The organism is Streptomyces anatolicus, assembly GCF_019400875.1.
Classification (GTDB): Bacteria; Actinomycetota; Actinomycetes; order Streptomycetales; family Streptomycetaceae; genus Streptomyces; species Streptomyces anatolicus.
This window is the reverse complement of the sequence record NZ_WMBF01000111.1, coordinates 1-16,711: the sequence shown is the minus strand read 5'-3', so window position 1 is coordinate 16,711 and position 16,711 is coordinate 1. Positions and strand designations below refer to the sequence as shown.

The 16,711-nt window shown below is 70.2% G+C and carries 19 protein-coding genes; 4 read left to right on the top strand and 15 right to left on the bottom strand.

The annotated features are described in order from the left end of the window. Nucleotides 1-26: 26 nt before the first annotated feature. Nucleotides 27-470: a hypothetical protein gene (locus GKQ77_RS13210; RefSeq protein WP_219688917.1), complete on the bottom strand. Its 444-nt coding sequence runs from the start codon at nt 468-470 to the stop codon at nt 27-29. A gap of 151 nt (nt 471-621) precedes the next feature. After that, nucleotides 622-1,695, bottom strand: a complete 1,074-nt coding sequence (locus tag GKQ77_RS13205) for a hypothetical protein (RefSeq protein ID WP_219688916.1) — start codon at nt 1,693-1,695, stop codon at nt 622-624. Nucleotides 1,696-1,850: 155 nt separating this feature from the next. Here GKQ77_RS13205 and GKQ77_RS13200 point away from each other — a divergent pair, with 155 nt between their 5' ends. The 4 genes from GKQ77_RS13200 to GKQ77_RS13185 all read left to right on the top strand — a co-directional run bounded on the left by GKQ77_RS13200 (nt 1,851) and on the right by GKQ77_RS13185 (nt 5,630). Beyond that, complete coding sequence (locus GKQ77_RS13200) at nt 1,851-2,231, top strand: MarR family winged helix-turn-helix transcriptional regulator (RefSeq protein ID WP_258021263.1); 381 nt, start codon at nt 1,851-1,853, stop codon at nt 2,229-2,231. A 161-nt stretch (nt 2,232-2,392) separates the two neighbouring features. Then, on the top strand, nt 2,393-3,385 hold the full coding sequence (locus GKQ77_RS13195; protein WP_219688914.1) for a CDP-alcohol phosphatidyltransferase family protein: 993 nt from the start codon (nt 2,393-2,395) through the stop codon (nt 3,383-3,385). 390 nt (nt 3,386-3,775) lie between these two features. Further along, entirely contained in the window at nt 3,776-4,984 is a 1,209-nt protein-coding gene (locus GKQ77_RS13190) for a S8 family peptidase (protein WP_219688913.1), read from the top strand. 73 nt (nt 4,985-5,057) lie between these two features. Then, the gene (locus GKQ77_RS13185) at nt 5,058-5,630 is read left to right on the top strand and encodes a DUF1697 domain-containing protein (protein ID WP_219688912.1); all 573 of its coding nucleotides are present in this window, start codon (nt 5,058-5,060) and stop codon (nt 5,628-5,630) included. Here GKQ77_RS13185 and GKQ77_RS13180 read toward each other — a convergent pair. The 13 genes from GKQ77_RS13180 to GKQ77_RS34125 all read right to left on the bottom strand — a co-directional run bounded on the left by GKQ77_RS13180 (nt 5,578) and on the right by GKQ77_RS34125 (nt 16,564). Continuing rightward, nucleotides 5,578-6,120, bottom strand: coding sequence for a GNAT family N-acetyltransferase (locus tag GKQ77_RS13180; protein ID WP_219688911.1), 543 nt, complete (start codon nt 6,118-6,120; stop codon nt 5,578-5,580). The two genes, GKQ77_RS13185 and GKQ77_RS13180, sit on opposite strands and share 53 nt — an antisense overlap. A 41-nt stretch (nt 6,121-6,161) precedes the next feature. Then, the gene (locus tag GKQ77_RS13175) at nt 6,162-7,019 is read right to left on the bottom strand and encodes an SCO6745 family protein (RefSeq protein ID WP_219688910.1); all 858 of its coding nucleotides are present in this window, start codon (nt 7,017-7,019) and stop codon (nt 6,162-6,164) included. An 11-nt stretch (nt 7,020-7,030) separates the two neighbouring features. After that, the gene (locus tag GKQ77_RS13170; RefSeq protein WP_219688909.1) at nt 7,031-7,795 is read right to left on the bottom strand and encodes a sirohydrochlorin chelatase; all 765 of its coding nucleotides are present in this window, start codon (nt 7,793-7,795) and stop codon (nt 7,031-7,033) included. Between the two features lie 6 nt (nt 7,796-7,801). After that, nucleotides 7,802-8,698, bottom strand: coding sequence for an ABC transporter permease (locus tag GKQ77_RS13165; RefSeq protein ID WP_219688908.1), 897 nt, complete (start codon nt 8,696-8,698; stop codon nt 7,802-7,804). Then, nucleotides 8,685-9,476: an ABC transporter ATP-binding protein gene (locus GKQ77_RS13160; protein WP_219688907.1), complete on the bottom strand. Its 792-nt coding sequence runs from the start codon at nt 9,474-9,476 to the stop codon at nt 8,685-8,687. The genes GKQ77_RS13165 and GKQ77_RS13160 overlap by 14 nt, the downstream gene beginning before the upstream one ends. A gap of 36 nt (nt 9,477-9,512) precedes the next feature. Then, nucleotides 9,513-10,616: an aliphatic sulfonate ABC transporter substrate-binding protein gene (locus GKQ77_RS13155; protein WP_219688906.1), complete on the bottom strand. Its 1,104-nt coding sequence runs from the start codon at nt 10,614-10,616 to the stop codon at nt 9,513-9,515. A gap of 252 nt (nt 10,617-10,868) precedes the next feature. Continuing rightward, on the bottom strand, nt 10,869-12,236 hold the full coding sequence (locus GKQ77_RS13150) for a sulfate adenylyltransferase subunit 1 (protein WP_219688905.1): 1,368 nt from the start codon (nt 12,234-12,236) through the stop codon (nt 10,869-10,871). Between the two features lie 2 nt (nt 12,237-12,238). Continuing rightward, nucleotides 12,239-13,177 (bottom strand): sulfate adenylyltransferase subunit CysD, encoded by a 939-nt coding sequence (cysD, locus tag GKQ77_RS13145; RefSeq protein WP_219688904.1) that lies wholly within the window; start codon nt 13,175-13,177, stop codon nt 12,239-12,241. Continuing rightward, nucleotides 13,174-13,761, bottom strand: a complete 588-nt coding sequence (gene cysC / locus GKQ77_RS13140; RefSeq protein ID WP_219688903.1) for an adenylyl-sulfate kinase — start codon at nt 13,759-13,761, stop codon at nt 13,174-13,176. The genes cysD and cysC overlap by 4 nt, the downstream gene beginning before the upstream one ends. Next, entirely contained in the window at nt 13,758-14,474 is a 717-nt protein-coding gene (locus tag GKQ77_RS13135) for a phosphoadenylyl-sulfate reductase (RefSeq protein ID WP_219688902.1), read from the bottom strand. The genes cysC and GKQ77_RS13135 overlap by 4 nt, the downstream gene beginning before the upstream one ends. After that, a complete protein-coding gene (locus GKQ77_RS13130; protein WP_219688901.1) occupies nt 14,471-14,647 on the bottom strand; it encodes a hypothetical protein in 177 nt (58 codons plus the stop codon). The genes GKQ77_RS13135 and GKQ77_RS13130 overlap by 4 nt, the downstream gene beginning before the upstream one ends. Continuing rightward, complete coding sequence (locus GKQ77_RS13125; RefSeq protein WP_219688900.1) at nt 14,644-16,341, bottom strand: nitrite/sulfite reductase; 1,698 nt, start codon at nt 16,339-16,341, stop codon at nt 14,644-14,646. Before GKQ77_RS13125 ends, GKQ77_RS13130 begins: the two co-directional genes overlap by 4 nt. A 139-nt stretch (nt 16,342-16,480) precedes the next feature. After that, nucleotides 16,481-16,564, bottom strand: a complete 84-nt coding sequence (locus GKQ77_RS34125) for a putative leader peptide (RefSeq protein ID WP_355806261.1) — start codon at nt 16,562-16,564, stop codon at nt 16,481-16,483. Nucleotides 16,565-16,711: the final 147 nt, after the last annotated feature.

The window sequence follows — 16,711 nt, the reverse complement described above, 5'->3', positions numbered from 1 at the left end:
GCTCCTGAGGGGGCGGGATGGCGAGGTCACAGGCGCCTGTGGGCGAGGCGGTCTCCGCGTACGTCGAGCAGTACGAGGTCGCGCGCGGTGCCGTCGCCGTCGTCGCCGTCCCACCAGGTACGCATGAGCGCGGTGAGGTCGTCGGCGGTGGCCGACCCGGCGGGGAGATCGGTCCTCACTTCGACGTCGTAGTCGTACGCCTTGTCGGTGCCGGTGAGTTCGACCGTTGCCAGGGCTTGTGCGTGGCGGGCGGTGCGGGACTCGTCGGCGTCGCGGGCCCAGGAGCGGAACTGTTCGAGGAGACGGTGTTCGGGCTCTCGGACGGGTGCGTCCGGGGTCGTCGCGGCGCATGCCGACAGGGTGAGGTAGACGGCGCACAACGAGAGGGCGAGGCAGACGGCCACCGCGGACGCGAGCACGGCGGGGCGGCGCGGGAGGAGGCGGTCGCTCCCCGCGTACGGGCGGTCCATGGCGTCGCCTCCGTCCGCTCGCTCACCGTCGTCCACTGTCGTCCACCGTCGTTCACCCAGGTAGACGGCCCACGGCACCGTGAGGTTGCCGCCGCCCGCTCTTTCCTGCGCGGTCTTTCCCGGGCGACGAGCGCGCCGCCGCGCTGGGACGTCACACCGCGACCGACTCCTCCATCTCCTCTTCCTGGGTCTCCCGCCCGCCGACGGCCGCGCGCGGGGCCGTGGCAGGGGCCGCCGCGGTCCGCTGCCGCCGCTCCCAGAGCGCCGCGACGCCGACGAGCAGCAGCCCGAGCACCAGCCACGCGAGCAGCGTCACGACATGCCGCCCGAGGTCGTGGCCGCCGAAGTAGAGGTGGCCGCGGATGCCCTCGACGAAGCCCGCGCCGTTCCAGAAGGAGTGCAGCGAGCCGAAGAAGCCGTTCTGGAGTTCGGGCCGGAAGAGACCGCCGGACGTCGTGAAGTTGAGCATCACGAAGAGCACCATCATCGTCAGCGTCGTCCAGCGCTTGAGGAACGTATGCAGTCCCACGCCGATGAACAGGACCCCGGCCGAGTAGAGCCAGGACATCGCCCATACGCCCCACAGGCCCTGGTGCACGAGGTGGAAGACCGGCCCCGCGAGCGCCGCGCCGATCAGGCTGACGGCGAAGGAGACACCGACGACGAGGCCCGCGCGGACCCGCATCCGCAGCCCCGCGCCCGCCGCGCCGAGCACGGCCACGGACGCGTAGGAGCCGATGCTGACCGCGACGAGCAGGAAGAACAGGCCCTGGCCCGTGGGGTCGTCGGCGACCGGCGCCGCGACATCGGTGACCTTGAGCGGGACGCCCTGCTCCGCCGCGACCGGCGTGAAGATCTTCTGCACCGCCAGCGAACTCATGTCGGACCCGGCGGAGGCCACGATCAGCTCGGGCGACTTGGCGTCGGGGACGTAGGCCCCCGCGATGTCCAGGGACTTGAGCGCGTCGACGGCGTGCTCGCGGTCGGCGAGGGTGCGCACGTCGAGCGCGTCGCCCGCCTTGTCCTTGACGGTCTGCGCCAGGACCTGCGTCCGCGGGCCCGAGCCGACGACGGCGATCGGCATGTCGTTCGGCTCGGGCGTCACGAACGCGCCCATGTAGGCGAGGCCCATGCCGAGGCACATCAGCAGGGGCGTCACCAGATGGAGGAGGACGTGGCGCAGCACGTCGCGGGTTCGGGGTGCGGCTTCCGCGGTGGCGGACATGGGAAGTGCTCCGATTGATCGAGATTGGTTGGCATATACAACTGACCCTGATGTTGTACTCTACAACCATTCGCGGAGAGGGAGAAATCGTGACCGATCGAGACAGTCCCCAACCCGACGTTCGGGACGAGTCAATCGAGATCATTCAGCGCGAGATGACGGCCTTCGCCCGGCGCGCGCGGGCCACCGCCGGGCGCATGCACCCCGAGCTGTCCCTCGTCTCGTTCACCCTGCTCGGCCACCTGGAGGACCAGGGCGGCTGCCGGGCCACCGACCTGGCCGCGCACTACACCCTCGACAAGTCGACGATCAGCAGGCAGGTGGGCGCGCTGGAGAAGGCCGGGCTCGTCGAACGGCGGCTCGACCCGGCCGATCACCGGGTCCATGTGCTGCACCTCACTGACCGTGGCCATGACGTGCTGGTGCAGGTCGCCGCCGCGCGCCGGGTCGCGTTCCAGGAACGCCTCGCGGAGTGGGACGGGCCCGATCTGGCGCGGTTCGCGGAGTATCTGCGGCGCTACAACGAGGCGCGGTAACGCTGAGGTAACGCGGCACTGTCCTGGTAGGGCCATCGACTCATCCCGCATGGATGACCGTTACCCCCCGTGAAAGGTTGCACAGCGTAGATCTTGTACCTTGCGTGAACTCCTCCCTAGCGTGAGATGAACTTTCGTCGAATGTCAGGAAGTTGACCCCCATGCGTCGAGACATACCGCCCCTCGCCGAGGTGCGCCGCATCACTCAGAAGAAGCGCGACGCGTGGTGGACCGTGTTGCTTGTCGACCCGGTCGCCACGCCGCTCGTGCGGTCCACCGCGATGCGTACGAGAATCACGCCCAACCAGATCACGTGGGGCGCGTTCCTTCTCGGTCTCGGCTCCGCCGCGTGCTTCGCGCTGGGCGACTGGAAATGGCTCGCTCTCGGCGCCGTCGTCTACCACCTCAGCTTCATCCTCGACTGCATGGACGGCAAGATCGCCCGGCTCACCGGCCAGGGCTCGGTCTTCGGCGCCTGGCTCGACTTCGTCTTCGACCGCATCCGCGTCATGGTGTGCGGCGTCGCCCTGATGGGCGGCCAGTACGACCGCACGGGCGACACCCTCTACATCTGGCTGGCGCTCGCCGTCGTGGCGCTGGACACCCTGCGTTACATCAACTCGCTGGAGATCTTCAAGATCCGCCACTCCATGCGCAAGCAGATCAAGTCGCGCATGCGGGCCGCGCGGCGCGCGCAGAACCAGGCGGAGCTGGCCTTCATGGAGGACCTGCTGCGCGACAACCCCTCGGCGGACATCGAGCAGGACCTCCAGCGGGCGGCGGGCGAGGCGGCGTACGACGTGGAGCCGGCCGAGGGGACCGGTGCCGACGGGGAGGCGGCGCCGGCCGCCCCCAGGCCCCAGGTGATCGACCTGCACCAGGAGTTCCGGCGGAAGTTCCCCGCCTATCTGCGGGCCCGCTCGTTCCTGCTGCGCCACCGCATACGCGCGCACCTTGTGAGCGGTATCGAGTTCCAGATGGGCGTCTTCATGATCGGCCCGCTCTTCGACGTGGTGGTGCCCGCGACGATCGTCTCCGGTGCGCTCCTGCTCGTCTTCGAACTGGCCATCATCTACAAGCTGCTGCTCTCGACGAGGGACTTCACGCGGACCATCGACTCCTTCGAGGAGCAGAAGGTCCCCGCCGCGGCATAGTCCGCGCTCCGTACGTACACCGCCGGGCGGGCTGGAATCTCCAGCCCGCCCGGCTTCGTGTCCCGCCCCGGCGTCGCACGTACGGCGTTACGCGTGGGGCTCGTGGGGTGCAAAGAGCTTGCTGTTACCCGGAGTTGGAACGTTTGGGCGGCGAGATGTCCGTTCCGATGCTCCAGGTCCCCTTTGTTATTACGAAAGCTTGTTGAACAAGTCACAGCTGTATGTAGGTATTGATCTGCGCGCGTCAATCGGTCAGGGTTTCGTCCCAACACCCGGAGATCTTCCGGGCGTCAGGGCGCGTCGCGGCGAACTTGTCGTCACGGCACCTCCTGGCAAGACAGCTGAATACCCCCCACATCCCCCCACACAGCACTGAGGAGACCCCTCTTCATGGCAACTCACAAGCGTGCCCGCACGATGAAGCTCACCGCCGCGATAGCCACCACCGCCACCGCGGTCGGCGCGACGGTCTTCGCCACCTCCTTCGCCGGTGCGGCCACCCCCGCCGAGGGCAAGGTCTACGGCGCGGACGCCAAGGGCGCCGTCGCCGGCAGCTACATCGTGATGCTCGACGAGAAGGCCGGTAAGGACGCCAAGTCCGACCTCGCCGAGGAGTACGGCGGCGAGCTGAAGCGGAACTACTCCTCCGCCATCAACGGCTTCTCCGCCAAGGGCCTGAGCGAGACCGAGGCCAAGCGCCTGGCCGCCGACCCGGCCGTCGGCAAGGTCGTCCAGTCGAAGAAGTTCACCATCGACGCCACCCAGGACAACCCGCCGTCGTGGGGCCTTGACCGCATCGACCAGGCGGACACCGCCGCCGACAGCAAGTACACCTACCCGGACGCCGCCGGCGAGGGCGTCACCGCGTACGTCATCGACACGGGTGTCCGCGTCAGCCACAAGGACTTCGGCGGCCGCGCCACCTCCGGCTTCGACGCCATCGACAACGACGACAACGCCGACGACGGCAACGGCCACGGCACGCACGTCGCCGGGACCATCGCCGGTGAGTCGCACGGCGTCGCCAAGAAGGCGAAGATCGTCGCCGTCCGCGTCCTGGACGACCAGGGCTCCGGCACCACCGAGCAGGTCGTCGCGGGCATCGACTGGGTCACCAAGAACCACCAGGGCCCCTCCGTCGCCAACATGAGCCTCGGCGGCGGAGCGGATGAAGCGCTCGACGCCGCCGTCCAGAAGGCCATCGCCTCCGGCGTCACCTTCGCGGTGGCCGCGGGCAACGAGTCGGCCGACGCCTCCCAGGGCTCCCCGGCCCGCGTGAAGGAGGCCATCACGGTCGCCTCCTCCACCAAGGACGACGAGCAGTCGGACTTCTCCAACTTCGGTTCCGCCGTGGACATCTACGCCCCGGGCTCGGACATCGCCTCCGCCTGGAACACCGGTGACGACGCCACCAAGACCATCTCCGGTACGTCAATGGCGACCCCGCACGTTGTGGGCGCCGCCGCCGTCTACGTCGCCGCCCACCCGGACGCCAAGCCCGCGGACGTCGCCAAAGCCCTGACCGACGGCGCCACCCCCGACAAGATCTCCAACCCGAGCGCGGGCACGCCCAACAAGCTCCTGAAGATCGTCGAGTAACCCTCACCGCCCGCCGAACCGCGGCCGTCGTGCCCACCCCCACGGGGCACGACGGCCGCTTTATGGTGTGCGCATGACGACCAAGACCTACGCGGCGCTCCTGCGCGGCATCAACGTGGGCGGCCACAAGAAGGTCCCCATGGCACAGCTGCGCACCCTCCTGCAAGGGCTCGGGCACGGCGGCGTACAGACGTATCTGCAGAGCGGCAACGCGGTCTTCACCGCGGACCGGGGCGACGAGGACTCACTCGCCGCCGAGCTGCGGACGGCGATCGAGGAGCACTTCGGCTTCGCCGTCGACGTGCTGGTGCGCGACGGCACGTATCTGCGGGCGGTGGCGGACGCGTGCCCGTTCCCCGCGGCCGACCTTGAGGCGAAGCAGCTCCACGTCACCTACTTCTCCGCGCCGGTCGACGCGACCCGTTTCGCCGCCATCGACCAACCCGCCTTCCTCCCCGAGGAGTTCAGGCTCGGCGACCGCGCCCTCTATCTGTACGCGCCCGAAGGGCTCGGCCGCTCCAAGCTCGGCGAGCAGCTGTCGAGACCCGCCCTGAACAAGGGCCTCATCGCCACCACCCGCAACTGGAACACCGTCACCCGACTCGTGGAGATGACCCGTGAGGCGGGCCCTGAAGCCGTGAGGTGAGCAGCAGCGTGGTCCTGCCGTTCTCCTCCGGCACCTCGCGTGCCTGGGTGTAGCCGAGGCGCTTGAGGAGGGCGAGGGAGGCGGTGTTCTCCGAGTCCACGGTGGCGTGCACCTCGGTGAGGCCCAGGGACTCGTGTCCGTACGAGGTCAGGAGCCGCGCCAGCTCGGTCCCGAGCCCGAGGCCCCAGGTCTGTCTGGTCAGGCCGTAGACGATCTCGTGACCGTCGAGCCAGGTCTCGGGCGAGGGCTTGATCTCGGCGTGCCCGACATAGCGGCCCTCGTGCCGGACCGCCCACACGGGAAAGCGCTCCTCGGCGTAGACGAGGTCGAATATCCGCCCGAACAGTGCGCGGTCCTCCGCCGCGCTCTGCATCCCGTCCCCGAACCAGCGGCCCACGGCCTCGTCCTGGAACAGCGCCACGAAGTCCGCCTCGTCGGCGGTGGCGTAGGCGGAGAGGGCGAGGCGTTCGGACCGCAGTTCGGGTGTCATCCGCGTGACGGTAGGGGCGAGAGGGGAGTGAGGCAAGCGGTTTACCCCACCGTGCGGGGGAGCCCGATGGGGTTGGGGTAGGGCACGATGCCGGAGTTCTGGACGGCACGGGACGCCGGATGGAGGGTGGCGAGGAGGTTGTCGAGGACCGGGGCGGGGAGCGGGCGCAGCAGCCGGTCCGTCAGACGGTCCGTGTCGTCCTCGATCAACTCTCGTTCCGTCATCCCCCGGTCCGTCACCCGGCCCGCCGGGTCGATGAGCCCCCGGCCGCGCAGACGGTCCACGGAGACCTCCCACTCCTCCTCGCTCCACCCGCGGTCCTGGCGGATGCGGGCCGCGTCCACCCTGCCCGTCGCGGCGGCGAGCGCCAGGGCCTCGCGGGCGTCGAGCCCGTGGTCGGCGAGGACCGAGATATGCGCGTCCCCCCGGAACTCCCGTACGCATGTGGCCAGTTGCCAAAGACGCTCGACCGGATCCGCGCGGTCCGCCAGATCGCGGTTGGCGGCGAACAGCGGGCGGGCGAGCGGCGGGGCGTCCGCGACGAGCGCGGTCAACGGCGGATTGGCCGACGTCGTCAATATGGCGATGTCCGGCAGGAGTTGGCGCAGGGCACGGGCCGCGAGGCGGGCCCGCTCCTCGACGACCCGGTCCGGTGAGGCGTACTCCCACGCCGAGGGCAGGGCGCGCGCCACCATGCCCGGCGCGAAGACACCGAGCGCCGCCGACGCGACGCCGGGCCCCACGCGGCCCATCGGGGCGGTACGGCCGGCGAAGTACCCCATCCAGAAGCCCTTGAGGCCCACCGCCCGGCCGAGGCCGCGGCAGCGCTCCTCGAAGTAGATCACCGCGTGCAGGGGTTCGGTCCGCAGCCACAGCGTGCGGGAACGGCTCGGGGTCATGAACCCACAAGCTAGGCCAGTGCGGGAATCCGCGCCAGAGGAGCAACAGGGCAGGCGTCCGGCGCGTACGCCTCGTCGTAGCGCCGTACCAGCAGCCGCGCCACCTCGGGCGCCGGACCGAGGACGTCCGCAAGTACGTCGGCCCCCGCCGCGCCCCGCGCGATACGGTCCGGCAGGAACCCGGGCGCGAGGACGTAGGGCGCGACGGCCACCTGACGTACGCCCGGCACGGCACGCAGTGCGCGCACGGCGTCCTCGGTGCGCGGCAGAGATGCGGAGGCGAACGCAGGCCGCACGGCACACCAACCGGTGAGCCGCCACTCCCGCGCGATTTCAGCGATCACTGCGATCGCCTCCGGGTCCGATGACCCCGCCGAGGCCAGCACGACCCCGGTCGAGGACTTGTCGGCGGGGTCGAGCCCCGCCTCGTACAACCGCCGCTCCAAGGCCGAGAGGAGGAGCGGTGAAGGCCCGAGGACCGCCGCCTGGCGGATGCGCAGGGCGGCGGGCGCCGCGCGCAGCACCCCGGGGATGTCCGCCTTCGCGTGGAACGCGCGCGTCAGCAGCAGCGGCAGCGCCACGACGTCCCGTACGCCCTCGGCCGCGAGCCGCTCCAGCACCCCGGTCACCGAAGGGGCGTTGAAGTCCAGGAAGGCCGTCTCCACCCGCAGCCCCGGGCGCAGCGACCGCACCCGGCGCACCAGCGCGTGCACGGTCTCGGCGTGCCGGGGGTCACGGCTGCCGTGGGCGATGACGAGGAGTACGGGTCGGTACATGGCGTGTCAGCTCTTCACGAGGAGGCCGCGGCCGCGCAGCACGCGCCGCTCCAACGGGCTGAAGATGAGCAGGTCGATGGCGATGCCGACGATCAGGATGAGGAAGATGGCCAGGAAGATCATGGGCATGGAGCTGGCGTTGCGGCCGTTCTCCAGGAGCTGTCCGAGGCCCACGCCCAGCTCCGGCGAGGACGCGATGATCTCGGCGGCCATCAGGGACCGCCAGGAGAACGCCCAGCCCTGCTTGAGCCCCGCGAGATAGCCGGGCAGCGCCGCCGGGAGCACGATGTGCCAGGTGTGCCTGAGCCCCGTCGCGCCGAGCGTGCGGCCCGCGCGCAGGAAGAGCGGCGGCACCTGGTCGACGCCCGACACCAGGCCGTTGGCGATGGAGGGCACGGCGCCGAGCAGGATCACCGCGTACATCATCTTGTTGTCCAGGCCCAGCCAGAGCACGGCCGGCGGCACCCACGCCACGGACGGCAGTGACTGGAGTCCGGAGAGGATCGGGCCGATCGCGGCCCTGATGAACCGCACCCGGGCGACGATCAGGCCGAGCGGCGTACCGATCGCGAGGGCGAACACGAAGCCGAGCAGCCCGCGGGAGACGGATGTCCAGATGTAGTCCAGGAGCGTGCCCTGCAGCCAGGCCTCGCGCACCTCGTTCCAGACCGCGGACGGCGAGGGCAGCTTGCTCGGATCGTCGACGACCTTGAAGGAGACAAGGGCCTGCCAGACCACGAACACGAGCAGCACCGCGGTGAGTGGCGGCAGCACCTTCTGCACCAGGACCTGGCGCAGGGGCGTGCGGACGGGAACCGCGGTCGTCTCCAGCGCGTCGAGCCCCGCCTCGAGACCGGCGAGGTCCTGACCGTCCCCGGCCTCCTTCGTCTCAGTGCTGGCCATGGCGGCGGATCTCCCCACGCAGTTGTTCGGTGATCTCGACGGACAGTTCCGCCACGGCGGAGTCCTCGATGCGGCGCGGGTGCGGGATGTCGACCCGCCACTCGTGCGCCACCCGGCCGGGCCGCGACGAGAGGAGCACGACGCGCTGGGCGAGGCGCACGGCCTCGCGGACGTTGTGCGTGACGAAGAGGACGGAGACGTTCGTCTCGCGCCAGATGCGGGTCAGCTCGTCGTGCAGCACATCGCGCGTGATCGCGTCCAGCGCGGCGAACGGCTCGTCCATCAGCAGGAGTTTGCTGTCCTGCGCGAGCGCGCGGGCCAGTGCCACGCGCTGGCGCATGCCTCCGGACAGCTCGTGCACGCGCTTGCCGTACGCGCCGTGCAGCCGGACGAGTTCCAGCAGCTCCTCGGCCTTCGGGCGGCGCTCCGCCTTCGGTACGCCGCGCAGCTTCAGGGCGAGTTCGATGTTCTTGCCCGCGGTCAGCCACGGGAAGAGCGCGTGCTCCTGGAACATCAGGGCCGGGCGGCCGTCCGTCGTGATGGCGCCCGCCGACGGCTTGTCGAGCCCGGCCACGAGATTGAGCAGCGTCGACTTCCCGCAACCCGACGCGCCCAGGAGGGTGACGAACTCACCCGGCGCGACATCGAGCGTGATGTCGTCGAGGACGAGCTGGGACCCGGCGGGGCCGGTGAAGGACTTCGATACGTGCTCGATCCGGGCGGCGTGCGTGGTCTCGGCGCGGATGCCCTCCGCGGCCTTGGCGAGGGTGGTCGCCATGGTCGTCACCTCCTGGGAACTGGTCGTCTGCCGGGCTTACTTGACGCCGAGACCGGCGTCGTCGACCGGGGAGCCGCCCTCGGCCCGGAGGACCTTGTTCAGCGGGCCGAGGTCGTAGATGCCCTTGAGGTCGGGCTCTTCCAGGAGGCCGGCCTTGACCGCGTGGTCCGCCTCCGCTTCGAGGGTGGCGGCGAGCGGGTCGTTGGTCGTCCGGATGGACTTCCACGCCGGGTCGAGCACCTCGGCGGGGAGCGCCTTGCCGGAGTCCGCCTTGAGCTGGGCGTTCGCGGCGGCCTTCGCCTTGTCCGGGTTCTTCTCGATCCAGGCGTTGGTCCGCACGGCGCCGCGCAGCACGGCCTCGACGACCTTCGGGTGCTCCTTCAGGAAGCTCTGCTTCACGATGATGTTCGTGATCACGAACTTCTTGCCCGGCCACAGGTCGGCCTCGTCGAGGAGCACCTTGCCGCCCTCGGCCACCAGCTTGGACGCGGTCGGCTCCGGCACCCAGGCGCCGTCGATGGAACCGGACTTGTAGGCGTCCGGGGTGATCTTGTTGTCGGTGCGGACCACCGACACATCGCCCTTTCCGCTCTGCGCGTCGACGTCCCAGCCCTGCTCCGCGATCCAGTTGAGGAAGGCCACGTCCTGGGTGTTGCCGTGCTGCGGCGTCGCGATCCTCTTGCCCTTGACGTCGTCCAGAGACTTGATCTTCTTGGGGTCCACCACCAGCTTCACGCCACCGGAGGCCGAACCGCCGATGATGCGCAGGTTCTTCCCCCCGGACTTGGTGTAGCCGTTGATGGCGGGCGACGGGCCGATCCAGCCGATGTCGATGGAGCCCGCGTTCAGCGCCTCGATCTCCGAGGGACCGGCGTTGAACTGCGAGTACTTCGCCTCCGTGCCGCCCAGCTCCTTCTGGAACAGGCCCTCGCGGTTGCCGACGAGCGCGGTGGCGTGGGTCAGGTTCGGGAAGTAGCCGATCCGGACGCTGTCCAGGCCGTCGATCTTCTTCGCACCCGCGGCGACCTTGGACTTGCCGTCCTGGTCCGTCGTCTGGGAGCCGTAACCGCAGGCGCCGAGCGCCAGGGCCAGCAGGGGCAGGGCCGCCAGGGTGGCGAGCCGGGTACGCGGTGCAGGCACGGGAGGTGTTCCTCTCGTCGGCCCGGGCTCACGCCGTCAGGTCGTGGCCGGGAGGTCGGCAGGTCTTCGTCTTCGTACAGCAGTGCCCATACGGGCCGGTCGGCAGGGGGTGCGCACGCGGTGGGCGCGCGCCTTCCCCGCCGGGGGCGTCACGCCACACATCGTGCGACTCCGCCCTGCCCGCTGCCGAGGGCGCCACTGCCGATGCGGCCGCCCTCTTTCGCGAAGGTCGCGAACACGTCGTACGCCATGTCAGAAGTCCCAGCCCTCGTCGTCGGCCGGCGCGGGGGTCTCGCCCGGGTGTGCGTGCGCCGGGGCGGTGGCGAACGCGTCGCCTGACATGCCCGCCGCGAGGGTCGTGCCGTCCGCCGGGTCGATCAGGAGGAACGATCCGGTGCGCCGCGAGTCCGCGTAGGCGTCGAGCGCCAGGGGCTCGGCGGTGCGGACCTTCACGCGCCCGATGTCGTTGGCGACGAGCCGGCCGGGCTCCGGGTGCTGGGAGAGGTCGTCGAGGGTCAGCCGCGAGGGGATCTCCTTGACGATCGCCTTGACCGTGCGGGTGGTGTGCTTGAGCAGCACCCGCTGGCCGACGCCCAGCGGCGTGTCCGCCACATGGCAGACGGTCGCCTCGATGTCCTGCGTGGTCGGTGGGGTGTCACCGCTCGGCACGATCAGGTCGCCGCGTGAGATGTCGATGTCGTCGGCCAGGAGCAGGGTGATGGACTGCGGTGTCCACGCCACGTCCACCGCCTTGCCGAGCAGGTCGATCCCGGTGATCTTCGAGGTGCGGCCCGAGGGCAGGACGGTCACCGACTCGCCGACGCGGAAGGTGCCCGCGGCGATCTGGCCCGCGTAGCCGCGGTAGTCGGGGTGCTCGGCGCTCTGCGGGCGGATCACGTACTGCACGGGCAGCCGTGCGTGGCAGGAGGTCAGGTCGTGGCTGACCGGGACCGTCTCCAGGTGTTCCAGGACGGTGGGGCCGCCGTACCAGTCCATGTTCGAGGACGGCTCGACGACATTGTCACCGGCCAGCGCGGAGATCGGGATCGCGGTGACCTCCGGGACGCCCAACTCGCGGGCGTAGGAGGTGAATTCCTCGGCGATGGCGGCGAAGACCTGCTCCTCGTAGGCGACGAGGTCCATCTTGTTGACGGCCAGGACCACGTGCGGCACGCGCAGCAGGGCGGCGACCGCGGCGTGGCGGCGGGTCTGCTCGATGACCCCATTGCGGGCATCGACCAGCACGACGGCGAGGTCGGCGGTGGAGGCGCCGGTGACCATGTTCCGGGTGTACTGCACATGCCCGGGGGTGTCGGCGAGGATGAACCGGCGCCGGGCGGTGGCGAAGTAGCGGTAGGCCACGTCGATGGTGATGCCCTGCTCGCGCTCGGCGCGCAGCCCGTCGGTGAGCAGCGCCAGGTCGGGGGCGTCGGCGCCGCGGCTGGCCGAGACGCGCTCGACGGCCTCCAGCTGGTCGGTCAGGACCGACTTGGAGTCGTGCAGGAGGCGGCCCACCAGCGTGGACTTGCCGTCGTCGACGGACCCGGCGGTCGCGAACCGCAGCAGGGTGGTGGCCGAGGAATCGGCCAACTGCTCGGTGGCGGCGGTGGTGTTGCTCATGGTTAGAAGTACCCCTCGCGCTTGCGGTCTTCCATCGCGGCCTCGGACATCTTGTCGTCGGCCCGGGTCGCCCCGCGCTCGGTGAGCCGCGAGGCGGCGATCTCGGCGATGACGGCGTCCAGCGTGGTGGCGTCGGAGTCGACGGCGCCGGTGCAGGACATGTCGCCCACCGTGCGGTAGCGGATCAGCCGCTTCTCGACCCTCTCGTCCGCCTTGGGGCCGCCCCACTCACCGGCGGTCAGCCACATCCCCGCGCGCTGGAAGACCTCCCGCTCGTGCGCGAAGTAGATCTGCGGCAGCACGATCTGTTCGCGGGCGATGTACTGCCACACGTCCAGCTCGGTCCAGTTCGACAGCGGGAAGACGCGGACGTGCTCGCCCGGCGCGTGGCGGCCGTTGTAGAGCTGCCACAGCTCGGGCCGCTGGCGGCGCGGGTCCCACTGCGAGAACTCGTCCCGCAGGGAGAACACCCGCTCCTTGGCGCGGGCCTTCTCCTCGTCCCGGCGCCCGCCGCCGAAAACCGCGTCGAACCTCTCGCTCTGGATCTTCTCGGTGAGCGGCACGGTCTGCAGCGGATTGCGCGTCCCGTCGGGCCGCTCGCGCAGCACACCGCGGTCGATGTAGTCCTGCACCGATGCCACGTGCAGCCGCAGCCCGTGCTCGGCCACCGCCCGGTCGCGGTACTCGATGACCTCGGGGAAGTTGTGCCCGGTGTCCACGTGCAGCAGCGAGAAGGGCACGGGTGCGGGGGCGAACGCCTTCAGCGCCAGGTGCAGCATGACGATGGAGTCCTTGCCGCCGGAGAAGAGGATCACCGGCCGCTCGAACTCACCCGCCACCTCGCGGAAGATGTGCACCGCCTCGGACTCCAGGGCGTCCAGGTGGCTGAGCGCGTACGGGCTGTCGGTGCCCTCGCCGGTCACAGTGGCGACGGTCGTCATGCCAGACCCCTCTCGGTGAGCAGCGTGTGCAGGGCCGCGGCCGACTCCCGCACCGTCTGGTCCTGCGACTCGATGCGCAGATCGGGCGAGGCGGGCTCCTCGTAGGGGTCGTCGACCCCGGTCAGCCCGGATATCTCGCCCGCCGCCTGCTTGGCGTACAGACCCTTCACATCCCGTACGGAACACACCTCCACCGGAGTGGCGACATGCACCTCCACATACGCGGTGCCGTTCGCCTGGTGACGCTTGCGGACGGCCTCACGGCTGTCTGCGAACGGCGCGATCACCGGCACCAGCGCCAGCACGCCGTTGCGGGCGAGGAGTTCGGCGACGTACCCGATCCGCTGCACGTTGGTGTGCCGGTCCTCGCGGCTGAAGCCGAGACCCGCCGAGAGGAACTCACGGATCTCGTCGCCGTCGAGCACCTCCACCCGGCGGCCCTGCTCACGCAGGCGGCCCGCCAGTTCGTACGCGATGGTCGTCTTGCCGGCGCTCGGCAGGCCGGTGAGCCAGACGGTGGCTCCGCTCACGTGGTTCTCCTGAGTCTCTTGCTGTGCCGCAATCTCTTGCTGTGCCGCGGTCATCCGTGGATTCCGCACTCGGTCTTGGCGTTGCCGGCCCAGCGGCCCGCCCGTGCGTCCTCGCCCTCGACCAGGCGGCGGGTGCAGGGAGCGCAGCCCACCGAGCCGTAACCGTCCATCAGGAGGGGGTTGGTGAGGACGCCGTGCTCGGCGGCGTACGCGTCGACGTCGTCCTGCGTCCAGCGGGCGATCGGCGAGATCTTGACCTTGCGCCGCTTCTCGTCCCAGCCGACGACCGGGATGTCCGCCCGGGTCGGCGACTCGTCGCGGCGCAGCCCGGTGGCCCAGGCCGCGTACGCCGTCAGGCCCTCTTCGAGCGGCTTGACCTTGCGCAGCTTGCAGCACAGGTCCGGGTCGCGGTCGTGCAGCCGGGCACCGTACTCGGCGTCCTGCTCGGCCACCGACTGGCGCGGCGTCAGGGTGATGACCTTGACGTCCATCACGGCCTCGACGGCGTCGCGGGTGCCGATGGTCTCCGGGAAGTGGTAGCCCGTGTCGAGGAAGACGACGTCCACGCCGGGCATGGCCCGCGCGGCGAGGTGGGCGACGACCGCGTCCTCCATCGAGGAGGTCACGCAGAACTCCTTGCCGAAGGTGTCGGCCGCCCACTGGAGGATCTCCAGCGCGGACGCGTCCTCCAGGTCGCGCCCGGCCTGCTCGGCGAGGGCCTTCAACTCGTCTTCCGTACGCCGCTGCTGGTCCTGGATGGTGCTCATGTTCCGTCCCCTCCGTCGGTGCGCTGAGCGCCCCGGGCGAGCAGCCCGAGGAACTTCAGCTGGAAGGCCCGGTTGCAGGCCGCGCATTCCCACGCGCCGTGCCCGGTCTCGTTCGGACGCAGGTCCTCGTCGCCGCAGTAGGGGCAGTAGAAGGGCGCCGCGCGCTCGCTCATGACAGGGCTTCCTCGTCGGCGCGGGCGGCCCAGACGGCGAACCGCTCGCCGTCCGCGCGCTGTTCCTGGAAGCGCCCGAGGACCCGCTCCACGTAGTCGGGCAGCTCGTCCGCGGTGACCTTCAGGCCGCGGACCTTGCGGCCGAAACCGGCGTCGAGACCGAGCGCGCCGCCCAGGTGCACCTGGTAGCCCTCGACCTGGTTGCCCTCGTCGTCGAGGACCAGCTGGCCCTTGAGGCCGATGTCGGCGACCTGGATGCGGGCGCAGGCGTTCGGGCAGCCGTTGATGTTGATGGTGATCGGCTCGTCGAAGTCCGGGATGCGGCGCTCCAGTTCGTCGATGAGCGAGGCGCCGCGCGCCTTGGTCTCGACGATGGCGAGCTTGCAGAACTCGATGCCGGTGCAGGCCATCGTGCCGCGCCGGAACGGCGAGGCGTTGACCTTCAGGTCGAGCGCCTCCAGGGCGCCGACGAGCGAGTCGACCTGGTCCTGCTCGATGTCGAGCACGATCATCTTCTGCTCGGCGGTGGTGCGCAGCCGCTGTGAGCCGTGCGCCTCGGCGACCTCGGCGATCTTGGTCAGGGTGGCGCCGTCCACGCGGCCGACGCGGGGCGCGAAGCCGACGTAGAAGCGGCCGTCCTTCTGCCGGTGCACGCCGAGGTGGTCGCGCCAGGTGCCGGCGGGCTGCTCGGGCGCGGGGCCGTCGGACAGCTTGCGGTTCAGGTACTCGTCCTCCAGGATCCGGCGGAACTTCTCCGGGCCCCAGTCGGCGACGAGGAACTTCAGGCGGGCGCGGTTGCGCAGCCGGCGGTAGCCGTAGTCGCGGAAGATGCCGATGACGCCGCCGTACACATCCGGCACGTCCTCCAGGGCCACCCACGCGCCGAGGCGCACGCCGAGCTTGGGGTTGGTGGAGAGGCCGCCGCCGACCCACAGGTCGAAGCCGGGGCCGTGCTCGGGGTGGTGCACGCCGACGAAGGCCACGTCGTTGATCTCATGGGCGACGTCCAGCTGCGGTGAGCCGGAGATGGCGGACTTGAACTTGCGCGGCAGGTTCGAGAAGTCGGGGTTGCCGATGAAGCGGCGCTGGATCTCGTCGATGGCGGGGGAGCCGTCGATGATCTCGTTCTCGGCGATGCCGGCGACGGGCGAGCCGAGGATGACGCGGGGCGTGTCGCCGCAGGCCTCGGTGGTGGAGAGCCCCACGGCTTCCAGCCGCCGCCAGATCTCGGGGACGTCCTCGACACGGATCCAGTGGTACTGCACGTTCTGCCGGTCGGTGAGGTCGGCGGTCCCGCGCGCGAACTCCTCGGAGATCTCACCGATGACGCGCAGCTGCTCGGTGGTGAGCCGGCCGCCGTCGATGCGGACGCGCAGCATGAAGTACTCGTCGTCCAGCTCCTCCGGCTCCAGGATCGCCGTCTTGCCGCCGTCGATCCCGGGCTTGCGCTGGGTGTAGAGGCCCCACCAGCGCATACGCCCGCGCAGGTCGTTCGGGTCGATGGAGTCGAAGCCGCGCTTCGAGTAGATCGTCTCAATGCGTGTCCGCACATTGAGACCGTCGTCGTCCTTCTTGAACTGCTCGTTCCCGTTGAGCGGCGTGAAGTGACCCACGGCCCACTGGCCCTCGCCGCGGTGACGGCTCGCCTTGCGGCGGGGCGTGGCTGGGGCGGGCTTCTCTGGCGTGGCGGGCATGGGGTTACGTCCTTCGGGGCAGCGGAAAAGCGGCTCTCTGACCTGCGGATATGGGCGCATACGGAGATGCGCGCGCGGCGCTGCGCAGGGAGGGGAAGCGGGGGGACCTGTGATCAGTCGTGCGGCGGTGCTGAGTGGCTCAGCGGGCCGGACACATGGCGCTGGACATGCGGCCGAGGTCGACGTGACGCCGACTCACCAAGGCAGTTCCAGTGCGATCCATGACGGAAGCGTGTCACGGGACTTTCGGCCCAGTCCAGCATTATCCAGAATGCGGACACTCCTGTCCCGAATGGTGGACAGGAGTGTCGTCGATCACAAGGGTCGAGGGAATAGACCGAGGGGACCAGAGGGGTGGAGGGAGCGGAGG